Source organism: Homoserinibacter gongjuensis, from assembly GCF_030161875.1.
GTDB classification, from domain to species: Bacteria; Actinomycetota; Actinomycetes; order Actinomycetales; family Microbacteriaceae; genus Homoserinibacter; species Homoserinibacter gongjuensis.
In genome coordinates this window covers 286,199-310,751 of sequence record NZ_BSVA01000001.1, presented here as the reverse complement: position 1 = coordinate 310,751, position 24,553 = coordinate 286,199, and the positions used below count along the sequence as shown (strand labels likewise).

Sequence of the window (24,553 nt, the reverse complement as noted above, 5' to 3'; positions counted from 1 at the left end):
ATACTTGTTACGGTGAATCAATAGTTTCGGGATGGGATCTGGCTGTGAAAGACCGCGCCCGACCGCCCTTTTTCTGGGGCCTTGTGGTGATGCTCGGCATCGAGTTAGCGGCAGCCGCGACCCTCGCGATCGTGCTGCTGATCGACCTCGTGGCCCTCGAACCGACCTCGATCGCGACGGCTCTCGCGCTCACCGTTCTCGTGGTGATCGCGGCCGGTTGGATGGCCGCGACGCTCGTCGGATTGCTGCGCGGCCAGGCATGGGTGCGGGCGTCGGCGATCGTCTGGCAGGTGCTCCAGTTCGCCATCGGGCTCGGTGCTCTCGAGGGCAGCTTCGCCCAGCCCGCCTGGGGATGGCCGATCATCGCCGTCTCGGTGATCACCTTCGGCCTGCTCTTCGTGCCCTCGGTCGTGAAGGCGACCCAGGGTCGCGCCGGCTCAGGCGGTTGAGGAGCCGCGAAGCGGCGTCTCGAAACCGCCGTCCCCCGGTGCCACCGCCCCCGCCGCCCGAGCAAGCGCATCGCGGAACGCGACAACCGAGGATGCGCCGCAGACGCGAGCCGCGTCGAGGTGAACACCGTGCGCCGCGGTTCGCCGTCGAGCGGCACGAGGTCGACGCTCGGCCGGGCGCCCTGCCAGATGAGGTCGGGCAGCAGCGCCACCGCGTGCCCGGTCTGGATGAGCCGCACGTGCGCCTGCAGGTCGGCCGTCTCGAAGCGCACTTGCGGCTCGAAGCCGGCCCGACGGCAGGCTTGCTCTGCCCAGTGGCGCGAGGCGGCGCCGTAGGGTTCCATCACCCACGGGGCGTCGCGCGCATCCCGGATGTCGTGCACCGCGAACCGTGCCGCACCCGCGGGCGGCACGGCGAGCCGGATGGCGTCGGTCGTGAGCGGCATGCGGTCGAGGCCGGTGAGCTGCGGCGCCGCGTGATCCGGGTACTCCTCGGCGATGACGAGGTCGAAGTCCCGCGCGAAGGTCTCGTGCAGGGCGGTCTCGGGCTCGCGCTGCGTGACGACGACGGTGAGCGAGGGTGCTCGCGCTCGAGCACGTCGAGCACGGCGGGCAGCAGGGCGAGCGCGACGGATTGGAAGATCGCGACGCGGATGACGCCCGTCGCCTGGGTGAGCGACGCCGCGAGCTCGGTCTCGGCCGCCTCGAGCGTCGTGAGCACCTCCTCGGTGCGGCGCACGAGGATCTCGGCCTGCGGGGTGAGCTGCAGGCGCCGGCCCGCCTTGCGCAGCAGCGGCACCCGGGCCTCGCGTTCGAGCTGGGTGAGCTGCTGCGACACGGCGGAGGGCGTCTGATGCAGTGCCGTCGCGACGGCGGCGATCGTGCCGCGCAGAGCGAGCTCGCGCAGCAGGGTGAGGCGGCGCACGTCGAGCATCGCGATCCTTAAGTACAGGTGATGGATATCCCCAAGAATTCGTTGCTATACCTTACGTGATGTACGGCCGCATACTGCTGGCGTGACGTCACCGAAGACCGCTGCACCCGCATCCGCTGCCTCGCATCGGGAGGTCGCCGACGCCGTCGTCGCGCAGGTGCGACGCTGGCTCGAGACCGCCGAGACGCTGCCCGTCGACCGTTCGGCGAAGCGTCTGGCCGAGCTGCTGCGGGATCCGGCGGGACTCGACTTCGCGGTCGGATTCGTCGACGGCGTCATCCGCCCCGAGGATGCCCGGGTCGCGGCCCGCACCCTCGCCCGCCTCGCGCGACGCCCGCCGCGCTTTCTCGCCTGGCCGCTGCGTGCGGCCCTCCGCCTCGGCGGACTCGCCGCCCCGATCGTGCCCGGCATCGTCGTGCCGATCGCGCGTGCCGTGCTGCGCAGCATGGTCGCGCACCTCGTGATCGACGCCGACGACCCGGGGCTCGGCCGGGCGCTCGCCCGCATCCGCGAACGGGGGCGCGTCCGAACGTCAACCTGCTCGGCGAGGCCGTGCTCGGCGCCCGCGAGGCCGCCCGCCGGCTCGCGGGCACACGCCGCCTGCTCGCGCGCGACGACGTCGACTACGTCTCGATCAAGGTGTCGGCGACCGTCGCCCCGCACTCGCCGTGGGCATTCGACGAGGCCGTCGACGACATCGTCGAGGCACTCACCCCGCTCTTCGCCGAGGCCGCCGCCGCGACGCCCGCCAAGTTCGTCAACCTCGACATGGAGGAGTACAAGGACCTCGACCTCACGATCGCCGTGTTCCAGCGGATCCTCGACCAGCCGAGCCTGCGCGGGCTCGAGGCCGGCATCGTGCTGCAGGCGTATCTGCCGGATGCGCTCGGGGCCTACCTGCGTCTGCGTGAGTGGGCGCGCGAGCGCATCGCGGCGGGCGGCGCCGGCATCAAGGTGCGCATCGTGAAGGGCGCGAACCTGCCCATGGAGCGCGTCGACGCCTCGCTGCACGACTGGCCGCTCGCCACCTGGCACAGCAAGCAGGCCACCGACACCAACTACAAGCGGGTGCTGGATGCGGCCCTGCGCCCCGACAGCATCGCCGCGGTGCGCATCGGGGTCGCGGGCCACAACCTCTTCGACCTCGCCTACGCGCGTCACCTCGCAACCACGCGCGGAGTCGAGCACGGCGTCGAGTTCGAGATGCTGCTCGGCATGGCGCCGGCGCAGGCGGAGGCCGTGCGACGCGATGTCGGCGGGCTGCTGCTCTACACGCCGGTGGTGGCGGCATCCGACTTCGACTCGGCGATCGCCTACCTCGTGCGGCGCCTCGAGGAGGGCGCGGCGAGCGAGAACTTCATGTCGGCGGTGTTCGAGCTCGCCGACTCGGAGCAGCTGTTCGCGCGCGAACGCGACCGGTTCCTCGCGTCGCTCGCGGATGTCGACGACGCGGTTCCGACGCCGCACCGCGTGCAGGACCGCACCCGGACGCCCGCGCCGGTGGAGCCCGGTTTCCGCAACGCGCCTGACACCGACCCGGCCGTCGCGGTCAATCGCGCCTGGGCGCGGGCCGCGCTCGAGCGCAGCCGCACGACCCGGCTCGGTTCGGCGACGGTCGAGGCCTCACGGGTACCGGATGCCGCCGGAGTCGGCCGCGTGCTCGCCACCGCGCGTGCCGCATCCGCCTCGTGGGCCGGCCTCGGGGCGGTGGGTCGCGCGGAGGTGCTCCATCGCGCTGGGGAGCTGCTCGACGCCCGTCGCGGCGAGCTCATCGAGATCATGGCGGCCGAGGGCGGCAAGACCGTCGATCAGTCCGACCCGGAGGTGTCGGAGGCGATCGACTTCGCCCACTACTACGCCGAGCGCGGTCGCGAGCTCGAGCACCTCGACGGGGCCGAGTTCGTTCCCGCGCAGGTGACGCTCGTCGTGCCGCCGTGGAACTTCCCGCTCGCGATCCCGGCGGGGTCCACGCTCGCGGCGCTGGCATCCGGCTCGGCCGTGGTGTTCAAGCCCGCTCGACGTACTGCGCGCACGGCCGCCGTGCTCGCCGAGGCCCTCTGGGAGGCCGGCGTGCCGCGCGAGGTGCTGCAGTTCGTGGTGCTCGGCGACGCGTCTCTCGGCCAGGTGCTCATCGCCGACGAGCGCGTCGACCAGGTGATCCTGACGGGCGGGTATGAGACCGCCGAACTCTTCCGCTCGTTCCGGCCGGGCCTGAAACTGCTCGCCGAGACGAGCGGCAAGAACGCGATCATCGTGACGCCGTCGGCGGATCTCGACCTCGCCGTGCGCGACGTCGCGTACTCTGCGTTCGGGCATGCGGGGCAGAAGTGCTCCGCGGCGTCGCTCGTGATCCTCGTGGGCTCGGTGGCCAGGTCGCGGCGCTTCCGGGAGCAACTGCTGGATGCCGTGCGGTCGATGCCGGTGGGGGAGGCGGCCGACCCGGCGAGTCGCATGGGTCCGCTCATCGCGCCCGCGGAGGGCAAGCTGCTCGACGCTCTCACGCGGCTGCAGCCGGGCGAGAGCTGGCTGCTCGAACCGCGGCGGCTCGACGACGACGGGCGGTTGTGGACGCCCGGGATCAAGACGGGCGTCGCTCCCGGCTCCGCGTTCCACCGCGTCGAGTACTTCGGGCCGGTGCTCGGCATCATGAGCGCGCGCACGCTCGACGAGGCGATCGAGCGGCAGAACGCCGTGGACTACGGGCTCACCGCCGGCATCCACTCGCTCGATGCCGCGGAGGTCGCGCGCTGGATCGACCGTGTCGAGGCGGGCAACCTCTACGTCAACCGCGGCACGACGGGCGCGATCGTGCAGCGTCAGCCGTTCGGCGGCTGGAAGCGCTCGGTCGTGGGTGCCGGCGCCAAGGCCGGCGGACCGAACTACCTGCTCGGCCTCGGCACCGTGCGACGGGCCGTGGCCCGGGCGGCGGATGCGGGGTCGCGCCCGCGCCGCGGCTCGCGGGGATCGTCGACGCGTTCGGCGCTCGCGGTGCCGACGACCGCGCGTTCCTGCTGCGCGCTGCTGCGAGCGACGCGCGGGCATTGGCCGACGAGTTCGGCATCGTTCGCGATGTGACGGGGCTCGCCGCCGAGCGCAACGCCTTCCGGTATCGGAACGTGCCGGTGGTGGTGCGCGCGGAGGCGGAGGCGGACCCCGTCGAGCTCGCGCGCGTCGTGCTCGCGGGGCTCGTGAGCGGGGCACCGATCACGATCTCCTCGGCCGCATCCTTCTCGCCCCACGAGGAGGATGCCCTCCGCGCCGCCGGCGTCGAGCTCCGTATCGACGACTCCGACACCTGGCACGCAGCGGCCGCCGGCCTCCGCGACGCCCGCATCCGGCTGCTCGGCGGACGCGCGGAGCACCTGCTGTCGGCCCTCGGCGGTCGCCCCGACATCGCGGTCTACGACGGGGAGGTCACCGAGGCGGGCCGCGTCGAGCTGCTGCTGTTCTTGCGTGAGCAGGCGGTCTCGATCACGGCCCACCGCTTCGGCACGCCAAGCGCGCTGGTCGAAGCGCTGCCGCTCGGCTGAGGTGGGGGCTGCCGCCCCGCGCCTCAGCTGCTGCGCCGCATCCCGCGGATCCCGACGGTGAGCCCGACCGCGGCCACGGCGACCGCGGCGACGGCGCCCCACAGCACCTCGGGCCCTGCGAACTGCCCGGCGAGCAGCGCGCGCTCGGCCTGCACGACCCAGTTCACCGGGTTCACGGTGGCGACCGCCCGCATCCAGTCCGGCCCTTCCGAGAGCGGAAGCAGCATCCCCGAGAGGATCAGCAGCGGGAAGATGAGCGTCTGCTGCACGCCCCAGAACAGCCACTCGCGGTCTTTCGTCTTCAGCGCGAGGGCGTAGCTGAGCGAGCCCAGGCCGACGCCGAAGACCGCGAGCATCACGAGGCCGGCGACGAGCCCCGGCACGTTGATCGCGAAGCCGAAGGGCCACGCGATCAACACGATGATGATGGCCTGCACGACGATCGGTGCGACCTCCTTGAGGGCGCGGCCGACGAGCAACGCCGAGCGCGAGAGGGGCGCCACGAGGGTGCGTTCGTGCGAGCCGGTCATCATCTCGTACTGCAGGTTGGATCCGGTGGCACCGGTGCCGAACAGCACGATCATCACGAGCACACCGGGAACGAACCACTGCAGGGTCTCGCCCGCCGGCTGACCCGACTGGCCGATGAGCAGTGGCGCGAACAGGCCGAGGAACACGAGTGGTTGCACGAGGCTGAAGATGAGCGTGAACGGGTCACGCAGCACGGGGCGCAGCTCGCGCACGAGCACGTTGCGACTGTCGCGTACGAGGTTCGGGCGCACGGCGGTGCGTGCGGTCGCGGGTGCGGGGGTCTGGGTGGTCATCGCTGGGCTCCTGCCGTCTCGGTGGTGGGTTCGCTGGTCTGCACGCTCGCGTCGTGCTCGGATGCCGGTGTCGCATCCGCCGTCTCGCCCGCCTCCCGCAGGGTGCGGCCGGTGAGCGCGAGGAAGACGTCGTCGAGGGTGGGAGGCACGCCCGTCGCCGTGCGCACGGCGATGCCCGCGGCGTCCAGGCGCCGGATGGCGGTCGGCAGCAGGGCCTCGCCCTCGGGTACGGTCGTGCCGATCGTGGTGGCGTCTTCGCGGCGCACCTCGCGATCGGTGAGGGCCTGCACGATTGGGAGCGCCCGCTCGGCGTCCGCCGCATCCGCGAAACCGAGCGTGAGCACGTCGCCCGCGAGGGTCGCCTTGAGGTGCGGCGCGGTGTCGTCGGCGATGACGCGGCCGCGATCCATCACCATGACGCGTTCGGCGAAGCGGTCGGCCTCCTCGAGGTAGTGGGTGGTGAGGAACACGGTCGTGCCGTGCTGCTCGCGCAGCTGCAGGATGTGCTGCCAGAGGTTCGCGCGACTCTGCGGGTCGAGGCCCGTGGACGGCTCGTCGAGGAACAGCAGCGGCGGGGCGTGCATGAGCCCGAGCGCGACATCGAGGCGGCGCTTCTGGCCACCCGAGAGTTGCTGCACGGTGCGGCTCGCGAAGCTCGCGAGGTCGAGGAGTCGATGAGCTCGTCGGCCCGCCGCACCGCCTCGCTGCGCGGGAGCCCGTAGAAAGCACCCTGCGCGAGCAGCTCGTCGCGCACCCGCTGCGAGAAGCTGCCGCTCGTGAGCTGGCCCACGTAGCCGATGCGGGCGCGCACGCCGGAGGGGTCACGCAGGATGTCGTGGCCGACGACGCGCGCCATTCCCGCACTCGGCGGGATGAGCGTGGTGAGCATGCGCAGGCTCGTCGACTTGCCGGCGCCGTTCGGCCCGAGGAATGCGACGAGCTCTCCCGGCGCCACCTGGAAGTTCAGGTCGGTGACGGCCTCGACGGTGTTCTTCTTGACGGTGAACCGTTTGGTGAGGCCCGCGGCCTCGATGATCGGTGAGGTGGTCATGCAGGAAGGCTACGAAGCAATGCGGACGCATTGCGTCCTCATTCTTCGGCAAGATGGTCGCATGTCCGATACGACCGGTCGTGCTCTCGCGCTGCTCGACCTGCTGCAGACTCATCGCCACTGGCCGGGCCCCGAGCTCGCGACCCGCCTCGGCGTGACCGAGCGCACGGTGCGACGCGACGTCGAACGCCTGCGCGACCTCGGCTACCGCATCGAGTCGATGCCTGGTGCTGCAGGGGGCTACCGGCTCGAGGCCGGCAGCGCGCTGCCGCCCCTGCTGCTGAGCGACGAGGAGGCCGTGGCGATCGCCGTCGGGCTGCGCGTCGCCGCGACCCAGCGCCTCGTCGGTGGTCCCGACACGACGCTCACCGCGCTCGCCAAGCTGCAGCAGGTGCTCCCGGCCGTGTTGCGGCGGCGGGTCGAGGCGATCGCGGATGCCGTGCAGGCGACCGGCATCGCATCCGGTTCCTCGGTGCCCACCGAGGTGCTCGCCGAGCTCGCGCTCGCCTGCCGCGACCACGAGCGTGTGCGCTTCCGCTACACCTCGGCGGCGGGGGAGGAGACGACGCGACGGGTGGAGCCCTACGCCCTCGCCCCTGCGGATCGGCACTGGTATCTGCTGTGCCGGGACCTTGAGAAGAACGACTGGCGCACCTTCCGGGTCGACCGGCTGAGCGGCGTGGAGCACACGCGCGTGCTGTTCGAACCGAAGCCGCTCACGCCCGAGCAGATCGAGGAGTTCATCTGGGTGGCGACGTCGTGGGTGCGCACGGCGGTCGAGGCGAACGCCGTGGTCGAGCTGCCGCTTGCCGCGTTCCAGAATGCGATGGGGCAGTGGGCGCAGGGCGCGGAGGCGGTGGATGCCGCTCGCACGCGTTGGCCGGTCGGCGGGCGCGAGGTGCGCGAGACGATGTACGGCCTGTCGTGGATCCCTACCGGCGTCGACTACACGACCGACCTCGCCGAGCCGCAGCGCTCGGAGCTGCGCGAGATCCTCGAGCGGATGCTGCGCGCGCTGGACGGCTCAGGTGCTTGAGGAGCGTCGCCTAGCCTGCGCAACTCAGCTGGTTGAGGAGCGCCGCGGAGCGGCGCGTCTCGAAACCCCGCTCCCTCAGACCGCCAGCCCGAGCCGCTTGCGCAGCATCGCCACATGGCCGGTGGCCTTGATGTTGTAGAACGCGCGCTCGATCACGCCCTGCTCGTCGAGCACGAACGTCGCCCGGATCACGCCCTGCACCGTGCGGCCGTACAGCTGCTTCTCGCCGAAGGTGCCGTACAGCTCGTGCACGTGGCGATCCGGATCCGACAGCAGCGGGAAGGTCAGGTGCTCCTCGCTCGTCATCTTCGCGATCTTGGGCACCTCGTCACGCGAGACGCCCACCACCTGGTACCCCTCATCCGTGAAGGCGTCGAGCCGGTCGCGGAAGTCGCACGCCTGGCTCGTGCAGGCGGGAGTTCCGGCCTCGCCGTAGAAGTAGAGGATCACCTTGTGCCCGCGCAACTGCGAGAGCGTGAAGGGCTCGCCGTGCTGATCGACGAGGGTGAAGTCGGGGGCGAGCTGCCCCTCGTCGAGGCGAACCGGGGCGGCGGATGAGGCGGATGAAGTCATGCTGTGGTCATGCTATCTTTGTTCCTCGGCCCGGTCTTTCGGGCCATGCACCTCTAGCTCAATTGGCAGAGCAACTGACTCTTAATCAGTGGGTTCCGGGTTCAAGTCCCGGGGGTGTACGGATGCCCCGTGATCTCTCGCCAGATCGCGGGGTTTCTTATTGCCCGAGCAGCGCGCGCACCGCATCCGTGATCGCGTCGCGCACGACGGCGTCGTCGGCGTCCTGCGGGCCGTCGCCGGGCTGGGTGCCGTAGTCGCCGAACTGGGCGTGGCTCGCATCCGGGATCGTCTCGAACACGGCGTCAGCCGGCAACAGGTGGGCCGCATCCGCGATCTCGGCGGGCGTCGAGAGGCGGTCGTTCTCGCCTGCGAGCGAGAGCACGGGGAGTCCCGCCCCCGACAGGTCGACCGAGCAGTACGAGCCGAGCAGCACGAGCGCCGTCACCTGGTTCGCGGGGTCTGCCGCGTACATGCACGCGCGCACCCCGCCGAGCGAGTGGCCGCCGACGGCCCAGCGCTCGACGCCGGGCGCGAGGCCCTGCCAGGTGGCGAGCGGCCGCGTCTCCGCGATCGCGAAGTTCAGCGTGGGGCGTGCGATCACGACGGTGACCCCGGATGCCGCGACCCCGCTGAGCTTGTCGGCGTACGCGGCAGGGTCGACACGGGCGCCCGCGAAGAAGACGAGGCCCTGGTCGCTCGGGCGCGGGGAGTGAGCACGACCCCGTCGGCGTGCTCGGTGATGGTCACCCTCGTGCCGGCCTCCGCGAGCGCGCCCTGCTCGGCCATCAGGGGGCTCGCTGCCCACGCGAGCACCCCCGCGGTGAGGCTCGCCACCACGATCGCCGCGATGGTGACTCCGGTGCGGATGCGCGCGCGGCGTCGCCGGCGCAAGGAGCGTGCGGCAGCGGTCACCCTGCCACGATAGGCGGCCTCACTTGTCGCGTGTTGTCGCCTCAGCGCGGGCGAGGCGACAACACGTGACAAGCGAGCGGCTCAGCCGGCCTCCTCGGCGCGCCGCGCCAGCAGCGGCGCCATCCGCGGGGGCACCACCTCGTCGAGCGACACCGCGGTGCTCGTGCGCTGCACGCCCTCGATCTCGAGCAGCAGCGTCGTGATGCGGTGCAGGTCGGCCGTGTCGCGAGCGACGACCTTGGCCAGTAGGTCGGCGGCGCCCGTGGTGGCGTGCATCTCGACGATCTCGGGGATGTCGCCCAGCGCGCCGTAGGCCTCGCGCAGGGTGCCCTGGCTGATGGCGATCTCGATGAACGCCACGAGCGGGTAGCCGAGCGCCGACGGGCGGATGCGACGGCTCACCGGCCCGAGGGCGCCGCCGCTCTCGAGGCGGCGCAGGCGTGCGTGCACGGTGTTGCGCGCGAGGCCGAGCGTGCGCGAGAGGGCGAGCGCGGTCGCTGCCGGGTCATCGTCGAGCGCGGAGAGGATGCGGGCGTCGGTCGCGTCGAGAGGCGTCATGTTGCTCATTCTGCTTGATTCGGCAGCAACCATTGAGCATCACGCGTAACGAACGCCGCCTCTCTTGCGCGAAACGGCATCCCGGGCAACCATCGTGACATGACCGCCGCACCCGCTTCGCCCCCGCCGCCGGTGCGGCGAGCGGCCCGTCGGCGCCCGGCGCGCAGCGCCACACCTGGCTCGAAGACGTCGTCGGTCTCGTGACGGGCGGCGTGCTCGTGTCGTTCGGGCTCTACCTGCTGCACGCCGCCGGCGTGGTCACGGGCGGCACCGCGGGGCTCGCCCTGCTCGTCGGGTACCTCACCGGTCTGCCCTACCCGCTGCTGTTCGTGCTGGCCAACGTGCCGTTCTTCGTGCTCGCGATCCGGCGCAAGGGCTGGGACTTCACGCTGCGCACGGCGAGCTCGGTCGTGTTCGTCGCGATCGCGAGCGTCGTGTACGCGTTGCCCGGCGTGCTCGGGACGCTCACGGTCGAGCCCGTCTTCGCCTCCGTCGTCGGCAACCTGCTCATCGGGGTCGGTGTCGTCATCATCTTCCGGCACCGCTCGAGCCTCGGCGGGTTCAACATCGCCGCTCTCGTGCTGCAGGAGCGCACCGGGTTCCGGGCCGGATACACCCTGATGATCCTCGACGGGCTCGTGGTGGTGGCCTCGGTGCTCGCGGTCGACCCGCTGCTCGTGCTCGTGTCGGCGCTCGGTGTCGTGATCCTCAACGGCAGCCTCGTGCTCAACCACCGCCCCGACCGCTACCTCGGGGTCTGACCGGGCGCTCGCGCAGCCTGCGACGATGGGGCGCATGACGGAAAGCGGTCTCGACCTCGACCCGGTGCTCGGCGTGGCCCACAAGTCGGTGCCTCCCGCGCTGTGGGGGCGCCGCGCCTCGGAGGTGGCCGCCGAGCGCCCGCCGGTGAGCGCCTTCGCGACGCCGCTGCTCGTGCTCGACCGGGTGGCATCCGATGCCAACGTGGCGCAGCTCGTGGGCTGGGCGCGCGAGCGCGGCCTCGACCTCGCGCCGCACGGCAAGACGACCATGGCGCCCGAGCTCTGGCGGCGGCTGCTCGACGCGGGATGCTGGGGCATCACCGTCGCGACGACCTGGCAGGCACAGGTGGCGCGGGCCGCCGGGGTCACGCGCATCCTGCTCGCGAACGAGGTCGTCGATCCGGTCGGCGCGGCGTGGATGGCGCGCGAGGTCGACGCGCATCCGCAGGTCGAGCTCGCATGCTGGGTCGACTCGGTCGCCGCAGTCGAGACGCTCGCGGCCACGGCGGGCCGGCGGCCCATCGACGTGCTCGTGGAGGTCGGCGGCACGGGCGGTCGCACGGGTGTGCGCAGCACCGAGGACGCCCTGGCCCTCGCCGATCGCGTCGCACGTGAGCCACGACTGCGGTTGCGCGGCGTGAGCGGATACGAGGGCAGCTACGGCGCGGATCGTCGGCCCGACACGGTGGCGGCCGTGCGGCGCTACCTCGCGGGGCTCGCCGAGGTGGCGTCGCGCGTGCTCGAGGCGCACGTCGTGGAGGATCCGATCGTGTCGGCGGGCGGGTCGACGTGGTTCGACCTCGTCGCCGAGGAGCTCGCTCCGCTCGTCGACCGCGCGCGCATCGTGCTGCGGGCGGGAGCGTTCCAGGCGCACGACGACGTGTTCTATGCGGGCAACGCACCCTCGAACTGCGCCCCGCGCTCACGGTGTTCAGTCGCGTCGTGTCGCGTCCCGAAGAGGGCTCGCCCTGCTCGACGCCGGCAAGCGCGACGTGCCGAGCGATCTCGACCTGCCGCTCGTGCTGCAGACCTCCGAGGGCCGCGCGCTGCCGGGCGCCCGCGTGGTCGCCCTCAACGACCAGCACGCGCGCCTCGAGCTGCCGCCCGAGCTCGAGCTCGCGGTGGGTGAGGTCGTGCTGCTGGGCATCTCGCATCCCTGCACGGCCTTCGACCGCTGGCGCCTCCTCCCGGAGGTCGAGCGCGCGCGCGACCGCGAGCCGAGGGTGGTGGGCTTCGTCGCCACCGTCTTCTGATCGCTGTCGGAACTCGAGCGTGACGGATGTCGGTGCCCGGGCGTAACGTGGCCGCGATTGACGGGAGACCACCATATGACCGATCTGACGACCCTTCGCAGCACCACGGATGCCGAACTGCTGTTCCCGGGAGATGCCGCCTACGAGGCGGTGCGTCCGGTGTACTACGGCGCGGGCGACCCCGCCGCCATCATCCGCCCCACGACCACAGAGCAGGTCGCCGACGCGCTCCGGCTCGCGCGTGAACAGCGCCTCGGTGTCTCCGTGCGTTCGGGCGGACACGCCGCCAAGGTGTTCCCGAACCCCGACGGGCTCGTGATCGACATGGCCGCCTTCGACGCGATCGAGGTGCGCAGCGACGGCACCGTGCGCGTCGGCACCGGCGCCACCTGGGGCAAGGTCGCGCAGGCCCTCGAGCCGCACGGCCTCGTGATCACTTCGGGCGATACGCGCGATGTGGGCGTCGGCGGGCTCACGCTCGGCGGCGGCATGGGCTGGCTCATCCGGGCGGTGGGTCTCACGATCGACATCCTCGAGGCCGTCGAGCTCGTGACGGTCGATGGGCGGGTGCTCACCGCCTCCGCCGAGTCGGAGTCGGAACTGTTCTGGGCGCTCCGCGGCGGCGGCGGCAACTTCGGGGTCGCGACGCACTTCGTCTTCCGTCCGGCCGCGCTCGAGGCCGTCGTCGGCGGCACCATTCAGCTTTCGCTCGACGACCTCCCGGGCATTCTCAGCGCGTGGCGGGATGTCATGCGCGCGGCGCCCGACGAGCTCTCGACGACCTTCCTCGCGCTGCCCGCGATGGGGCCAGGCGCCGCACCCAGTGCCCAGCTGCTGGTCTGCTACGCCGGCGACGACGAGCAGGCCGGGCGCGCGGCGATCGCGCCGCTGCTCGGGCTTCCCGGGGTGACGGGCTCCGACATCTCGCGCCGCCCGTACCTCGACCTCGTGCAGGAGGCCATGGCCCCGCCGCCCGTGCGCATGGTCGGCGGCCACGGTTTCGCCGACTTCGACGACGAGGTGATCGCCGACTACGCCGCGGCCGTCACGGGTTTCGCCGGGCCGACGGTGGCATCCGTGCGCTACCTGGGCGGGGCGTTCTCGCGTGTCGATCCGGATGCGACGGCGTTCGCCATCCGCGACCGCGAGGTCATGTTGTTCCGCGTCGTGATGCTGCCGGCGGATGCGGCCCCCGAGCTCGTCGAGGCCGCCGCCGCTCCGTGGCAGCCGATGCACGCGCACATCACGAGCACCTACGGCAACTTCATCGAGTCGGCTGACCCGTCGCAGTTGCCGCTCATCTACCCGCCGAAGACGCTCGAGCGACTGCGTGCCGTCAAGCGCGCCTACGACCCCGACAACGTGCTCGCGCACAACCACAACATCGTCTGAGCGGGGCCGGGCGCCGCCTGCGTCAGCTCGCGGGTGGCGTCTTCGGCGTGCGCGGCTTGGGTGCGGGCTTCGCGGCCGGCTTCGGCTCGGTTGCCCCCGTTGCCGCTGCCTTGGGTGCGGCCGCCTTGGGGGCCGCCGCCTTCGGGGCCGCGCGTCCCGCGGGCTTCGCCTCGGGCACGACCGTCGTGGCCGCCGTCGACGCGTGAGAGCTCGCCGGCTTGGGTGCGGGAGTCTCGTCGACGGTGGCGTCGGCGGACTTCATGCTCGGGGCCTCGGGGTTCGCCGGCTCCGGGGTCGGGGAGTCCTTGGTCGATGACGCGGCGGGAGCCCCGGAGCCCCCGCAGGCGCGGCGGGCGCGGTAGGCGCGGGCGGCTCCGGCGCATACGAGCGTCGCTCCGTTGCGGGCTTCGGCAGCTCGTGCCGGTCGACGTAGAGCTGGGCGGCGCGCGTGGCCACGAGCAGGAAGCGCACGAGCAGTACCGTCACGCCCACCACGACCGCGGCGATCACGACGGTGCCGAGCACCTCGGCGAGCCTGCCCAATACTCCGAAGAACCCTCCGAAACCCGGTCCGAATCCGAACATCACCACTCCAGTTCCTTCTTCTTCGACTCATCCACGACGGTGCCGACGGCGATCGCGACCGAGCACGCCCAGCCCACCCACATGAGGATGAGGCGCCAGTCGCGCGGGCCCTTCCTGCTCGCCTGGATCACGCCCACGGCTCCGAAGAGAGAGCTGAGAACGCTCGTGTTGAAGATGAACTTGCGCACGGGACCCTCCTTCGGCCTCCGTCAACGCTACCCCGGGCGGCGCGCGGCATGTCCAGCGGATGCCGGGGGTTGCGTTCGGTGCGTCAGGTCGGTAGTGGCTGAGCATCCGCTGCCAGTTTGACCGATCGGTCAGAACTTGACCGATCGGTCAGTTACCGTCGAAAGGTGACGACTGCATCCGAACTCCGTGATGCCGCGCTCGAGGAATTCGCCTCGGCCGGCTACCTCGGCACCTCCATTCAGGCGATCGCCGCGCGTGCCAGCGTCTCCAAAGCGAGCGTGCTCTACCACTACTCCTCGAAGGAGACGCTGCTGGATGCGGCGTTGAGCCCCGCGATCGACGCGATCGCCGCACTGCTGCCGCGGACCGTGCAGCTCTCGGGCACCGACGCCGACCGCCACGACTTCCTCGTCGGGTTCGTCGATCTGTTGATGCAGCACCGGCTCGCCGCCCAGATCTTCATCACCCAGTCGGGTGCCCTCGTCGACGTGCCGGTGGTGGCACGCGCCCAGCAGATCATCCAGCAGATCGCGGCCGCCCGGCCGCAGCAGACCGTCGACGATCAGGTGCGCTTCGCCGTGGCCCTCGGCGGTGCCGCCTACCTGCTCGCGCAGGCGGGCGCATACGGCGTCGAAGCGGCGCCCGACGATGTGCAGCTGCGCGACTCGCTCATCCGCATCCTCGACGAGCTGCTCGCTCCCGTGACCGCCTCCTAAGGAACACCATGGCCATCCTTCTCGCCCAGCTGGGCCGCTTCGCCTACCGCCGGGCCGTTCCGGTGCTCATCGCCTGGCTGCTCATCGCCGCAGGCACCGTCATCGGCGGCATCGCCCTCGGCGGCACCATGCAGGACTCCTTCAAGATCCCCGGCACCGAGTCGCAGCAGGCGATCGACCGCCTCGCGGCCGTGTTCCCGCAGACCGCGGGCGCGAGCGGCCAGCTCGTCGTGCACTCCACCGACGCCTCGATCGCCGACCTCGAGTCCGAGCTCGACGATCTCGCGACTCGTCTCGGCGATGTCGACGGCGTCGACAACGCCATTTCGCCCTTCAACGAGTACGCCACCGATGCCATCAGCGACGACGGCATGACGGCGGTCGTGCAGGTGCAGTTCGAGGGTCGAGCGAGGAGGTCAGCGACGCCACCCTCGCCGAGGTGCAGCGCGTGGGCGACCAGCTCGCGTCGGATACCGTGCAGATCGAGTACGGCGGCCAGGTGTTCCAGGGCTTCCACTTCGGTCTCTCGGTCGTCGAGGTGCTCGGTGTCGTCTTCGCGGCGCTCGTGCTCGTGGTGACCTTCGGATCGCTGCTCGCGGCCGGGCTGCCGCTGCTCTCGGCGCTGCTCGCACTCGGCGTCTCGATGGGCGGCATCCTGGGGCTCGCGGCCTTCACGACGCTGTCGACGACCACACCCATGCTCGCCCTCATGATCGGCCTCGCGGTCGGCATCGACTACGCGTTGTTCATCCTGTCGCGGCACCGCACGCAGCTCGCTCAGGGGATGGATGCCGAAGAGTCGGCCGCCACCGCCGTCGCCACCGCGGGCGGCTCGGTGGTGTTCGCGGGCGTGACGGTCATGATCGCCCTCGCCGGCCTGCTCATCGTCGGCATCCCGTTCTTGGGGCTGATGGGTGTCACGGCGGCCTTCGCGGTGCTGCTCGCGATGCTCGCGGCGATCACCCTGCTGCCGGCGATCCTCGGGCTGCTGAAGGGTCGGCTCGCGCCCAAGCCCGGCTCGCGCGCGGCGCTGCGCGCGCACGCGCACGACGACGAGGCCGAGGCGCCGGTCGCCACCCCCGAGGGCGACGCGCACGCCACCGTGCCCGCTCCTCGCCGCCGCAAGACGCTCGGCGAGCGCTGGGTGGGCATCGTGCTCAAGGCGCCCGTCGTGTTCATCCTCGCCGTTGTGGCGCTGCTCGGCGTCGCCGCCGTGCCCGCCGCACAGCTCGCGCTCGCGCTGCCCGACGGCGGTTCGCTGCCCACCGAGGAGACGGCTCGCCGCGCCTACGACCTCGTCGACGAGGCCTTCGGGCCCGGGCGCAACGGTCCGCTCGTGGTGACGGTCGACATCACGCAGACCACCGACGTGCTCGACGACCTCGATGCGATCGCGGGCGAGCTCGCCGACGTGCCGGGTGTCGCATCCGTGGGCACCCCCATCCCGAACCCGACGGTCGACACGGCCATCATCCAGGTGGTGCCGACCACGGGGCCCTCCGACCCCGAGACGACGGCGCTCGTGCAGCACATCCGCGAGCTCGGCCCGACGATCGAGCGCGAGTACGGCACCCCGATCGCGGTCACCGGGGCCACCGCGGTGGCCATCGACGTCTCGGCCCAGCTCGATGCGGCCCTGCTGCCCTTCGGTCTCGTCGTGGTGGGCCTGTCGATCGTGCTGCTCATGATGGTGTTCCGCTCGATCGTCGTGCCGATCAAGGCGGCGCTCGGCTACCTGCTGAGCGTGCTCGCCTCCTTCGGCGTCGTCGTGGCCGTGTTCCAGTGGGGCTGGGGCGCCGACGCGCTCGGGGCCGTGCCTGGCCCCATCCTCAGCTTCATGCCGATCCTGCTCATGGCGATCCTGTTCGGACTCGCGATGGACTACGAGGTGTTCCTCGTGTCGGGCATGCGCGAGGCGCACGTGCACGGCGCGTCACCGCGGCAGGCGATCTCGCGCGGCTTCGCGGGTGCGGCACGCGTGGTGACGGCGGCCGCCCTCATCATGTTCTTCGTCTTCGCGGCCTTCGTGCCCGAGGGCATGTCGATGATCAAGGTCATCGCGCTCGGGCTCGCGGTCGGTGTCGCGTTCGATGCCTTCCTCGTGCGCATGACGCTCGGGCCGGCCGTCATGGCGCTGTTCGGTCGCCACGCCTGGTATCTGCCGAAGTGGCTCGACCGCATCCTGCCCAACGTGGATGTCGAGGGCGAGGGGCTGCGCGCTCACCTCGACGACCTGGCCTGGGCGAGCTCGCGCGTCGCCGACGGCGATGCCATCACGCTCGACGGTCTCGTCGGCGGCGTGGGCGAGCTGCGCATCGGCCCCTACGACGGCCACGTGCAGGCGGGCTCGATCGCGCTCGTGGGCGGCGATGCCGCCCGGCGCCGGATGCTCGCCGCGACCGTCGCGGGACGCCTCCCGGCCATCGAGGGGCGCGCCCAGCTCGCGGGCCGACCGCTGCCGACCGAGACCTCCGCCGTTGCGCGTCGCGTGTCGTTCGCCGAGTTCGGCGGTGCCGCACGTGAGGCCGAGCTGCCGCTCGGTGAACTGCTCGAGGAGCGGCTGCGGCTCACCGGTCGCTGGTACCGCACGTTCACCGCGCGCCGTCGGGCACGCGTCTGGGTCGCGCGTGTCCACGACGTGCTCGCCGCATCCGGCTCGGCCACACCCGTCGGCTGGAACACGAGCCTCGCCGGCCTGCCTCCCGTGGAACGCGCGATCGCGACGCTCGGTATCGCGCTCAGCGAGCGCACGCCCGTCGTCGTGCTCGATTCGGTCGACCCACTGCCCGGTGGCGACGGGGGCGCCGCGTTCCTGACCGCGGTCGACCGCATCGTGCCCGCCGGCACGACCCTCGTGATCGGCGCGGCAGACGCCGACCGCGTCATCCCGCCCGTCCTCTCGCGGCCGGTCGAGCACTATCGGCCCGCCGTCCTCTCCGAAGGAGTCTCCCGATGATCCCCCACGATCTCGCCTCCGCCGCCCGTCCCCTCGGGCGTCGCCGCTGGGTGCGCGTGCTCGCGATCGTCGCCGCGGCCGTCGTGCCGCTCGCCTTCGCCGGGCTCACGATGGCGGCGCTCAGCGACACCGAGAACGGTCTCGACCGCATCCCGGCCGCCATCGTCAACCACGACGAGATGGTCACCCAGACGGCTGACGACGGCACCGAGACCCCGGTGCTCGCCGGGCGCCTGCTCGTGACCGAGCTCACCGGCAAGGACTCGCCCGGCATGAACTGGCAGCTCTCGAACGCCGAGGAGGCCGCCGACAAGCTCGCCGCGGGTGAGGTCTATGCGGTGCTGACCATCCCGTCCGACTTCTCCAGCTCGGTGGTGTCGCTCTCGAGCACCGACCCCGTGCAGGCGCAGCTGAAGCTCGAGACCGACGACGCCCACTCCTACCTCGCGGGCGCCGTCGCCCAGTCGCTCGGGGACGGCATGGTGCGTGCCTTCGGATCGGAGCTCACGAAGCAGTACATCGCCGGCATCTACACCCAGTTCGGTTCGGTCGGTGAGGCCTTCACGCAAGCCGCCGACGGCGCCACGCAGCTCGCCGACGGCGCCGCGCAGGCGGCATCCGGCGCGCAGCAGTACGCGGATGGCGTGGGACAGTACACGGGCGGCGTCTCGTCGCTCGCATCGGGGCTGGCACAGCTGAACTCGGGTGCCGCCGGTCTCGACGCCCTCTCGACCAACGTCTCGGCCTACACCGGCGGCGTCTCCCAGCTCGCCGCGGGCATCGCCGAGCAGACGGCGATCCTCGCCGACCCGGGCGCCGACCCGATCGCTCAGGCGACGGCGCTCGCGACCCTGCAGGCATACTCCACGAATCTCTCGAAGGCGGCAGCCGGGGAGCGCCGCTCGTGACGGGAGTCACAGGCGCCGTCGACGGGATCCAGTCGGGCATCTCGCAGAGCGCCTCCGGTGCCGCACGCCTCGCCGCGAACGGCTCGACGATCGCATCCGGCGCCCAGGCTCTTGCCGACGGCAACGCGCAGCTCGCCTCCGGCGCCTCGGAGCTGGCATCCGGGCTGCAGCAGGGTGCCGACCGGCTGAGCGGCACCGAGACCCCGGGCGCGGATGCCGCATCCGTCGCTGCCGAACCGGTGGGGCTCGAGGTCTCGACCGAGAACGCCGTCGGCCAGCTCGGCCAGGTGATCGGCACCTACTTCGTGCCGCTCGGCCTCTGGGTGGGCGCGCTCGCGATCTTCCTCGTGCTGCCCCGACTGAGTCGCCGCGTGCTCGCCTCGACCGCGGGCTCGGGCCGTGTGCTCGGCTCGGAGGCAGTGCGGGCGGGCGGTGTCGCCGCTCTCCAGGCGCTGCTGCTCGTGCTGCTGCTGCACCTCGTGGCGGGTGTCTCGTGGGCGCTGCTGCCGGCCACGCTCGGGCTCTCGCTCGTGGCGGCGCTCGCGTTCACCGCGTTCCACCAGCTGCTCACCGTCGGACTCGGACGCGCGGGGCTCGTGATCTCGCTGCTGCTGCTCGGCGTGCAGGTCGCCGCGGTCGGCGGTATCGTACCGAGTCAGGCGCTCGCGGGACCCTTCGCGTGGATCAGCAGCGTCTCACCGCTCGGCTGGGCCTCGACAGGCCTGCAGCAGATCGTGGCAGGTGGCTCGGTTGGTGTGGGCGTCGGCAGCGCGTTCGCGCTCGCTGCCTTCGGAGCCGTGAGCCTGCTCGCAAGCCGCCTCGTCATCCGCCGCGCCCGTCGCGCCTCGGTGCTGCGGATGCTGCTGCCCGCGACTGCCTAGATATAGTGCCCAGGCAGGTTGCTTGGGATTCTCGTGATCGGGGTGGCCTTGCCGATGGCGGTGTGGGGCCTTTGGTGATTGTAGAAGTGCAGCCAGCCGGGAGTGCTGCTCGGCGGGCTGATTGAGCCTGTCAAGTCTTTTGTGTAAGCGGGCATGCTGGTGAAGCGCCCTGGGTTTCGTTCCTAGGGTTTTCCGTGGCTGGCGGTTGCCAGGCGGGGTGATTCGAGGTCAGCGTAGTGGGCGGCCTCGACCTCTGCGGGAGTGCGGTAGTCGAGCTCGCCGTGGAGGCGCTCGTTGTTCCACCACCAGACCCACTCGAGGGTCGCGAGCTCGACCTGCTCGACCGTGCGCCAGGGTCCCCGGCGCCGGATGAGCTCGGCCTTGTAGCGACCGTTGATGGCCTCTGCGAGAGCGTTGTCGTAGGAGTCGCCGACGCTGCCGGTCGAGGGTTTGGCGCCGAGTTCGAGAATCCGGTCGGTGTAGACCATCGCCATGTAGTTCGACCCGTGATCCGAGTGATGCGTCAGCCCGGTCAGATCGCCGCCGGCGGCGAACGCCGCCATGTCAAGCGCCTGAAGCGGCAGGATGTCGGCCTTCAGGGTGGACGCGACGTTGAACCCGACGATGCGGCGGGAGAACACGTCGGTCACGAACGCGACGTAGGCGAACCCGGACCAGGTGCGGACATAGGTGATGTCCGCGACCCAGAGCCGTCTGGGTGCATCGGCGAGGAACCGCCGCTCGACGAGATCGGTCGGCCGTGAGCCGGCGGGAGCGGGGCGGGTGGTGAACACCTTCTTCGACTGGCGCACCCCAGCAAGACCGAGACCACGCATGATCCGTCCGGTCTGATCCCGCCCGAGCGCCCACCCCTGCCGGAGAATGACGTGGTGCATCTTGCGGACTCCGTAGACGCCGTAGTTCGCCTCGTGCAATCGGGCGGTCTCGGCGCCGAGCAGCTCGTCCGAGAGCCGTCGCGCCGAGGGCGGGCGGGACTTCGCGGCGCGATAGCCGCGGGCGGTGATGAACCCACTTTCCGTCGCGCCCAACACGCGGCAGATGGCCTCGACCCCGAAACGATGCTTCATCGTGTCGATGAAAGCGATCATCTCGTCGTGGGGCGGTCGAGTTCCGCAGCGAAAAACGCCGACGCAGCCTTCAGAATCTCGTTCGCCCGCCGCAACTCGGCATTCTCCTTCTTCAACCGCTTCAACTCGGCATGCTCCACCGAGGTCATCCCCGGGCGCGCACCAGAGTCGATCTCGGACGCTCGACGCCACTTCCGCAACGCCTCAGTGCTGACACCGAGCTTGGTCGCGACCTGACGGATCGCTTCGAACTCGGACTCATAATCGGGCAGAGCCTCCTCGAGCAGCCGCAACGCGCGCTGCCGAAACTCCGGCGGGTACTGACGGGGCACGATCCATCCTCCAACAAGAAGCGGAACCAAACCCAGGGCGATTCACCGAGCGACTGCCGCTCAATCGGGCTGGTGCTGTCCATTTCAGCGGCGTTACGGGCACGCCCATGCCGTGTTGTCGTACACGTCACCGTCGATGTGCTGCGTGAAGTCCGTTAGCCAGCACTTTCTAGGCGCGAGGAATTCGTGGTTCGCGATATTCAGCGTCGTTTGCGCCTTCGGGCCATATATTGACAGCCATACACCAGCCGACACACCCATGCAGTCCGTCAGCGACATGAGATATCCGAGAGTTGTGGCACAAAAACTGTCACTAACTACTTGATTGACGGCGCCTACTTCGCTCATCGCGGAGTACCCCTTTGGCGCATCGATGACGATGAGCACGCCATATGCGCCATTCACGTACTGGATGTTCTGGGGATAGCGCAAGCCAATCGCAAAAGAGGATCGCCGACAGTCATCCGATAGGTCATTGTAGTCGGCGTATGCACCGAGCGAACTCGGGGCGGTGAGCCCGTCGGGGCGGATGACGCGCCAATTCCAGTTCTCGTTCACGGCAGCCTGTCGCTTCTTGTATTCGGGGTCCATCGTGCCGGGAATTGCGACCTGCCGACAGTTCGGGCGAGAACCGACGTTATAGCTGCCGTACATGTTGACCTCGAACTCCACCCCGAATCCGGCCGGGACCTTATTGGGCGCGTTCGGCCCCAGCCACCAGAAACTGCTAACGAACGAGACGCGGTTGCTCGTGTAGTCGGTGATCTCGTATTGCGCTTGCGAGACGCGCCAATCAGTCGGCGGCCCAGGCAACGACGTCTGCACCCTTGAGGTTGGAATTGTGCTGGTCTGAGGCGAGAAGAGCGCCTCCACTGTTTCATCGAAGACCGCCGGCGGCGGCACAAAGGCCGGAGCGTCAACCGTGATTTCACGGTGAGTGATGTTGCCTCGAGCGGCCAGCGCTTGGCTGTCTTCGGGCTCAGGCAGGATCGTCTCCACGATCAGTGCTGTGGCAGCCGGAGTGGTTCCGTACTGCGCAAGAAAATCCGCCTCGAAGGCGGCAGGTGTGACTCCGGACCCGAACGAGTACTCACCCGTCATTTCCGGATTGTCGTAACGAATCGCCACCACCGCGTCTGGGTACGTTGCCGCCTCCGCGACGGCCGCGCTGAAGCTGACTGGGACGCTGAAGGGGATAGTGGAGGTGGTTGTGTCGCCCGGCCCCGGCGCCTGGGATAGAGGTTGTTCGTCGTCGGCCCAGGAGGGGAAGTTCCCAGCGTGACGGCAAGGAATGTTACGACCACTGACCCGACGATCCGAGTCACCTTGCTTCTTGTCCGATTCACGTCTCCCCCATTTCTGCGTCGCCAGCCGGCGGACGATTTCCCTCTATGCGGCTCGCGAGCCGACGACCGACGAGTGCGCCTGATGTGGCGCCAGCGGCACCGAGCATGCCCACAATCAGCAGTGCGGAGTAGTCCGGGTCGGGGCCGATGACTATGAGATCGCCGTCAAGTCCGCGGAGTTCGCAGGTAAGGCCAACTGGCCACCAACTCCAAGTTCCCCGGACGTAAAGTGAGTCGGGATCGACACCCAGGGCATCGACATTCGCGTTCGCCAGCACGTCGACGCTGCAGGAGTAGTCCGGGTTTCGATTGGCGTAGGCAGCCGGAAGCACGATTACCGCGGCCAGCACAGCCAGCGCAACGCCTGCAAATACTGCGACTCGAGCCCAGGTCAAGGCGACCGACTCGCTCCCTTGTGTGGCCCGACCTCGCGGTCGAGGTCTCCCGGGCTCTGATTCTTGATCGATCACTTGCCTCGCGAGCTTCTCTCGAACTTCGTGGATGTCACATAAAACCATGCGTGCCCCGGAACGTGATAGTCGGCGATTCGGGGGACCAGGAGGTTCATTCGGGGTACGAGCCTTGCTGGGTTGCAACGTCTCGGTGACGGCGTCGAGCCACCCACTGACAGGACCCTTCGCCTCGATCAGCAGCTTCTCGCCGCTCGGCGGGGCCTCCACCCGCCGCGCTCCCCGACCGCCACCCCTCCTGTGTCGAAAATGCAGGAGAACCCGCCGACGTGGGCCGACCCGCGCCCGAGAATCCGGGCATCGCCTCTGAAGACTCCTGCATTTTCGACAGGGCGGGGTGGGCGGCGGTGGCGCGGGGTGGCTGCGACTGGCTGGCGAGGAGGCTAGCTGTACTTCCCCGGCAGGTTGTGAACGGGTGAGGTAGGCGCCTGCACCACGCCGTCGACGACAACTCGCGGGTCGCGTACTCCGAGATCCTCGACGACGAACGCAAGGAGACCGCCGCCGCGTTCTGGGAACGAGCGAATGCGTTCTTCGCCGGCCTCGGGATCACGGTGACCGCGGTGATGACAGACAACGGCGCCTGCTATCGGTCGCACGCCTTCGCCGCCGCGCTCGGCGAGAACGTCAAGCACAAATGGACCAAGCCGCATCGCCCGCAGACCAACGGGAAAGTCGAACGGTTCAACAGGACCCTCGCCGCCGAATGGGCCTACGCGAAGCCATACGCCAGCGAAGCCGAGCGAGCCGCCGCATACGACACCTGGCTGTATCACTACAATCACCACAGACCCCACACCGGCATCGGCGGCAAGACCCCTCAGAACGCGTTCACAACGTCACGGGGAAGTACACCTAGCGGGAGGCCGGTGGGGAGAGGGCGACCGCCCTAACCCTTCGCGGCCTTCTTCACGGCGCGCCGGTGCTGGCGGATCTTGAGCGGCAGCTCGGCCCGCCCGAGCCCCAGCGGCTCGCGCGTCGCGTGCTCCTGCGAGAGGTGCTCGCGCGCGAAGGCGACCGTCTGCACGAGCTTGTCGAGCCGGTACTGCTCGTCCTTCTCCTGGCGTACGTTCACCTCGGCGACGACGTTGCCATCCCATCCGCTCTGCGCGAGGTACTGCAGCGTCTCGGCGACCGGCTGGGTGCCCTCGCCCGGGAGCAGGTGCTCGTCGAGGATCGCCCCGTCGGCAGCCGAGGTGCGCCCATCGCACAGATGGATGTGCTTGAGCTTCGGCCCCATCTCCATCGCCATCTGCAGGCTGTCGCGGCCCGAGAGCGAGGCGTGCGAGAAGTCGAGGGTCATCCAGTCGACGTCGAGGTCGAGCGGATCGGGGGAGGGGGCGTAGGCCTTCATGGCGCGGCCGCGCACCGTCCACGGGAACATGTTCTCGACCGCGATGTCGACGCCCGTCTTCGCGGATGTCTCGCGCACGATGCGCTCGAAGTTCTGCGCATAGCCCGACTGCCAGCGGAACGGCGGATGCACGACCACGGTGTCGGCTCCGAGTTCGGCGGCGAGCTCACCCGACTTCTCGAGCTTGACCTGCGGGTCGCGCCCCCACACGAACGTCGTCAGCAACAGTACGGGGGCGTGAATCGTCGAGATCGGCATCGAGTACCGTTCGCTGATCTCGCGGAGCTTGGCGGCATCCTGGGTCACCGGATCATTGGTGACCATGATCTCCATGGAGTCGAATCCGGCCATTCGCGCGATCCGGAAGGCGTGCTCGACCGCGAAGGGATAGACGCACGTCGTGCTCATGCCGACGGAGATCATGCTCTCCACGCTAGTCGCCGAGCCCCGGTCGT

At 70.3% G+C, this 24,553-nt stretch carries 22 protein-coding genes, 1 tRNA gene and 6 pseudogenes; 15 read left to right on the top strand and 14 right to left on the bottom strand.

All coding sequences use genetic code 11. The annotated features are described in order from the left end of the window. Window positions 1-89 precede the first annotated feature (89 nt). Window positions 90-449: a hypothetical protein gene (locus tag QQK29_RS01780; protein ID WP_284297287.1), complete on the top strand. Its 360-nt coding sequence runs from the start codon at window positions 90-92 to the stop codon at window positions 447-449. Here QQK29_RS01780 and QQK29_RS18340 read toward each other — a convergent pair. Both QQK29_RS18340 and QQK29_RS17635 read right to left on the bottom strand, forming a co-directional pair. Further along, a pseudogene (locus QQK29_RS18340) lies at window positions 438-1,383 on the bottom strand (LysR family transcriptional regulator). The gene QQK29_RS01780 and the pseudogene QQK29_RS18340 sit on opposite strands and share 12 nt — an antisense overlap. An 88-nt stretch (window positions 1,384-1,471) precedes the next feature. Beyond that, window positions 1,472-1,840, bottom strand: a complete 369-nt coding sequence (locus QQK29_RS17635; protein WP_348533775.1) for a hypothetical protein — start codon at window positions 1,838-1,840, stop codon at window positions 1,472-1,474. Between the two features lie 95 nt (window positions 1,841-1,935). Here QQK29_RS17635 and QQK29_RS01770 point away from each other — a divergent pair, with 95 nt between their 5' ends. Both QQK29_RS01770 and QQK29_RS17630 read left to right on the top strand, forming a co-directional pair. Then, a complete protein-coding gene (locus tag QQK29_RS01770) occupies window positions 1,936-4,458 on the top strand; it encodes a bifunctional proline dehydrogenase/L-glutamate gamma-semialdehyde dehydrogenase (protein WP_348533774.1) in 2,523 nt (840 codons plus the stop codon). Next, the gene (locus QQK29_RS17630) at window positions 4,455-4,913 is read left to right on the top strand and encodes a hypothetical protein (RefSeq protein WP_348533773.1); all 459 of its coding nucleotides are present in this window, start codon (window positions 4,455-4,457) and stop codon (window positions 4,911-4,913) included. The genes QQK29_RS01770 and QQK29_RS17630 overlap by 4 nt, the downstream gene beginning before the upstream one ends. Before the next feature lie 23 nt (window positions 4,914-4,936). Here the strand turns inward: QQK29_RS17630 and QQK29_RS01765 are convergent, their stop codons facing one another. Together QQK29_RS01765 and QQK29_RS01760 are read right to left on the bottom strand one after the other, a co-directional pair. Further along, on the bottom strand, window positions 4,937-5,737 hold the full coding sequence (locus QQK29_RS01765; RefSeq protein WP_284297285.1) for an ABC transporter permease: 801 nt from the start codon (window positions 5,735-5,737) through the stop codon (window positions 4,937-4,939). Next, a pseudogene (locus QQK29_RS01760) lies at window positions 5,734-6,788 on the bottom strand (ATP-binding cassette domain-containing protein). Before QQK29_RS01760 ends, QQK29_RS01765 begins: the two are co-directional and overlap by 4 nt. Window positions 6,789-6,849: 61 nt before the next feature. Between QQK29_RS01760 and QQK29_RS01755 the strand changes: the two are divergent. Beyond that, a complete protein-coding gene (locus QQK29_RS01755) occupies window positions 6,850-7,824 on the top strand; it encodes a helix-turn-helix transcriptional regulator (RefSeq protein WP_284297283.1) in 975 nt (324 codons plus the stop codon). A 75-nt stretch (window positions 7,825-7,899) separates the two neighbouring features. Here the strand turns inward: QQK29_RS01755 and bcp are convergent, their stop codons facing one another. Further along, window positions 7,900-8,397, bottom strand: a complete 498-nt coding sequence (bcp, locus tag QQK29_RS01750; RefSeq protein WP_284297281.1) for a thioredoxin-dependent thiol peroxidase — start codon at window positions 8,395-8,397, stop codon at window positions 7,900-7,902. A 47-nt stretch (window positions 8,398-8,444) separates the two neighbouring features. On the opposite strand from bcp, the gene QQK29_RS01745 reads away from it, so the two are divergent. Next, a tRNA-Lys gene (locus QQK29_RS01745) sits at window positions 8,445-8,516 on the top strand. A 38-nt stretch (window positions 8,517-8,554) separates the two neighbouring features. Here QQK29_RS01745 and QQK29_RS01740 read toward each other — a convergent pair. Both QQK29_RS01740 and QQK29_RS01735 read right to left on the bottom strand, forming a co-directional pair. Beyond that, window positions 8,555-9,202, bottom strand: a complete 648-nt coding sequence (locus QQK29_RS01740) for an alpha/beta hydrolase (RefSeq protein WP_284297278.1) — start codon at window positions 9,200-9,202, stop codon at window positions 8,555-8,557. Window positions 9,203-9,390: 188 nt separating this feature from the next. Then, the gene (locus QQK29_RS01735) at window positions 9,391-9,867 is read right to left on the bottom strand and encodes an Lrp/AsnC family transcriptional regulator (RefSeq protein WP_284297276.1); all 477 of its coding nucleotides are present in this window, start codon (window positions 9,865-9,867) and stop codon (window positions 9,391-9,393) included. 200 nt (window positions 9,868-10,067) lie between these two features. On the opposite strand from QQK29_RS01735, the gene QQK29_RS01730 reads away from it, so the two are divergent. The 4 genes and pseudogenes from QQK29_RS01730 (at window position 10,068) to QQK29_RS01715 (ending at window position 13,273) form a co-directional block, all read left to right on the top strand. Further along, a complete protein-coding gene (locus tag QQK29_RS01730; RefSeq protein WP_284297274.1) occupies window positions 10,068-10,628 on the top strand; it encodes a YitT family protein in 561 nt (186 codons plus the stop codon). A 25-nt stretch (window positions 10,629-10,653) separates the two neighbouring features. Further along, window positions 10,654-11,358: pseudogene (locus QQK29_RS01725) on the top strand (alanine racemase); the annotation flags it as partial. 157 nt (window positions 11,359-11,515) lie between these two features. After that, window positions 11,516-11,881: a type III PLP-dependent enzyme domain-containing protein gene (locus QQK29_RS01720; RefSeq protein ID WP_284297272.1), complete on the top strand. Its 366-nt coding sequence runs from the start codon at window positions 11,516-11,518 to the stop codon at window positions 11,879-11,881. 75 nt (window positions 11,882-11,956) lie between these two features. Continuing rightward, window positions 11,957-13,273, top strand: a complete 1,317-nt coding sequence (locus QQK29_RS01715; RefSeq protein ID WP_284297270.1) for an FAD-binding oxidoreductase — start codon at window positions 11,957-11,959, stop codon at window positions 13,271-13,273. Window positions 13,274-13,295: 22 nt separating this feature from the next. On the opposite strand, the gene QQK29_RS01710 is transcribed toward QQK29_RS01715, so the two are convergent. Genes QQK29_RS01710 through QQK29_RS01700 form a run of 3 tightly spaced genes read right to left on the bottom strand, consistent with a single transcriptional unit; the run spans window position 13,296 to window position 14,046 of the window. After that, window positions 13,296-13,535: a hypothetical protein gene (locus QQK29_RS01710; RefSeq protein WP_284297268.1), complete on the bottom strand. Its 240-nt coding sequence runs from the start codon at window positions 13,533-13,535 to the stop codon at window positions 13,296-13,298. Next, window positions 13,532-13,864 (bottom strand): hypothetical protein, encoded by a 333-nt coding sequence (locus tag QQK29_RS01705; protein WP_284297266.1) that lies wholly within the window; start codon window positions 13,862-13,864, stop codon window positions 13,532-13,534. The genes QQK29_RS01710 and QQK29_RS01705 overlap by 4 nt, the downstream gene beginning before the upstream one ends. After that, the gene (locus QQK29_RS01700; protein ID WP_284297264.1) at window positions 13,858-14,046 is read right to left on the bottom strand and encodes a hypothetical protein; all 189 of its coding nucleotides are present in this window, start codon (window positions 14,044-14,046) and stop codon (window positions 13,858-13,860) included. The genes QQK29_RS01705 and QQK29_RS01700 overlap by 7 nt, the downstream gene beginning before the upstream one ends. Before the next feature lie 165 nt (window positions 14,047-14,211). Between QQK29_RS01700 and QQK29_RS01695 the strand changes: the two genes are divergently transcribed. The 5 genes and pseudogenes from QQK29_RS01695 to QQK29_RS01675 all read left to right on the top strand — a co-directional run bounded on the left by QQK29_RS01695 (window position 14,212) and on the right by QQK29_RS01675 (window position 19,508). Next, window positions 14,212-14,763 (top strand): TetR/AcrR family transcriptional regulator, encoded by a 552-nt coding sequence (locus QQK29_RS01695; protein WP_284297262.1) that lies wholly within the window; start codon window positions 14,212-14,214, stop codon window positions 14,761-14,763. A gap of 8 nt (window positions 14,764-14,771) precedes the next feature. Beyond that, window positions 14,772-15,715, top strand: a pseudogene (locus tag QQK29_RS18335) (MMPL family transporter); the annotation flags it as partial. Then, complete coding sequence (locus QQK29_RS01685) at window positions 15,710-17,719, top strand: MMPL family transporter (RefSeq protein ID WP_431308765.1); 2,010 nt, start codon at window positions 15,710-15,712, stop codon at window positions 17,717-17,719. The pseudogene QQK29_RS18335 and the gene QQK29_RS01685, both read left to right, overlap by 6 nt. Beyond that, the gene (locus tag QQK29_RS01680) at window positions 17,716-18,627 is read left to right on the top strand and encodes a YhgE/Pip domain-containing protein (RefSeq protein WP_284297257.1); all 912 of its coding nucleotides are present in this window, start codon (window positions 17,716-17,718) and stop codon (window positions 18,625-18,627) included. The genes QQK29_RS01685 and QQK29_RS01680 overlap by 4 nt, the downstream gene beginning before the upstream one ends. Then, window positions 18,624-19,508, top strand: coding sequence for a YhgE/Pip family protein (locus QQK29_RS01675; RefSeq protein WP_284297255.1), 885 nt, complete (start codon window positions 18,624-18,626; stop codon window positions 19,506-19,508). Before QQK29_RS01680 ends, QQK29_RS01675 begins: the two co-directional genes overlap by 4 nt. Here QQK29_RS01675 and QQK29_RS01670 read toward each other — a convergent pair. The 3 genes and pseudogenes from QQK29_RS01670 to QQK29_RS01660 all read right to left on the bottom strand — a co-directional run. Beyond that, window positions 19,505-19,609 (bottom strand): annotated as a pseudogene (locus tag QQK29_RS01670) (IS481 family transposase); the annotation flags it as partial. The gene QQK29_RS01675 and the pseudogene QQK29_RS01670 overlap by 4 nt on opposite strands. An 81-nt stretch (window positions 19,610-19,690) precedes the next feature. Then, window positions 19,691-20,958, bottom strand: a protein-coding gene (locus tag QQK29_RS01665; RefSeq protein ID WP_431308642.1) for an IS3 family transposase whose coding sequence is annotated in 2 segments (ribosomal slippage) — window positions 19,691-20,649 and window positions 20,649-20,958 — 1,269 coding nt in all. Because the reading frame shifts where the segments join, the coding sequence is not laid out codon by codon here. Between the two features lie 63 nt (window positions 20,959-21,021). Then, on the bottom strand, window positions 21,022-22,059 hold the full coding sequence (locus tag QQK29_RS01660) for a hypothetical protein (protein WP_284297251.1): 1,038 nt from the start codon (window positions 22,057-22,059) through the stop codon (window positions 21,022-21,024). A gap of 1,113 nt (window positions 22,060-23,172) precedes the next feature. On the opposite strand from QQK29_RS01660, the pseudogene QQK29_RS01655 reads away from it, so the two are divergent. After that, window positions 23,173-23,603: pseudogene (locus QQK29_RS01655) on the top strand (integrase core domain-containing protein); the annotation flags it as partial. Between the two features lie 30 nt (window positions 23,604-23,633). Here the strand turns inward: QQK29_RS01655 and QQK29_RS01650 are convergent. Next, entirely contained in the window at window positions 23,634-24,521 is an 888-nt protein-coding gene (locus tag QQK29_RS01650; protein ID WP_284297249.1) for a sugar phosphate isomerase/epimerase family protein, read from the bottom strand. Window positions 24,522-24,553 lie beyond the last annotated feature (32 nt).

Excerpts from the sequence above, each read along its gene's own strand:
- QQK29_RS01765 (WP_284297285.1), bottom strand. The coding sequence starts at position 5,737 with ATGACCACCCAGACCCCCGCACCCGCGACCGCACGCACCGCCGTGCGC.
- QQK29_RS01720 (WP_284297272.1), top strand. The coding sequence starts at position 11,516 with ATGCGGGCAACGCACCCTCGAACTGCGCCCCGCGCTCACGGTGTTCAG.
- QQK29_RS01715 (WP_284297270.1), top strand. The coding sequence starts at position 11,957 with ATGACCGATCTGACGACCCTTCGCAGCACCACGGATGCCGAACTGCTG.
- QQK29_RS01755 (WP_284297283.1), top strand. The coding sequence starts at position 6,850 with ATGTCCGATACGACCGGTCGTGCTCTCGCGCTGCTCGACCTGCTGCAG.
- QQK29_RS01710 (WP_284297268.1), bottom strand. The coding sequence starts at position 13,535 with ATGAAGTCCGCCGACGCCACCGTCGACGAGACTCCCGCACCCAAGCCG.
- QQK29_RS01680 (WP_284297257.1), top strand. The coding sequence starts at position 17,716 with ATGATCCCCCACGATCTCGCCTCCGCCGCCCGTCCCCTCGGGCGTCGC.
- QQK29_RS01735 (WP_284297276.1), bottom strand. The coding sequence starts at position 9,867 with ATGACGCCTCTCGACGCGACCGACGCCCGCATCCTCTCCGCGCTCGAC.
- QQK29_RS01650 (WP_284297249.1), bottom strand. The coding sequence starts at position 24,521 with ATGATCTCCGTCGGCATGAGCACGACGTGCGTCTATCCCTTCGCGGTC.
- QQK29_RS01685 (WP_431308765.1), top strand. The coding sequence starts at position 15,710 with ATGCTCGCGGCGATCACCCTGCTGCCGGCGATCCTCGGGCTGCTGAAG.
- bcp (WP_284297281.1), bottom strand. The coding sequence starts at position 8,397 with ATGACTTCATCCGCCTCATCCGCCGCCCCGGTTCGCCTCGACGAGGGG.
- QQK29_RS01780 (WP_284297287.1), top strand. The coding sequence starts at position 90 with ATGCTCGGCATCGAGTTAGCGGCAGCCGCGACCCTCGCGATCGTGCTG.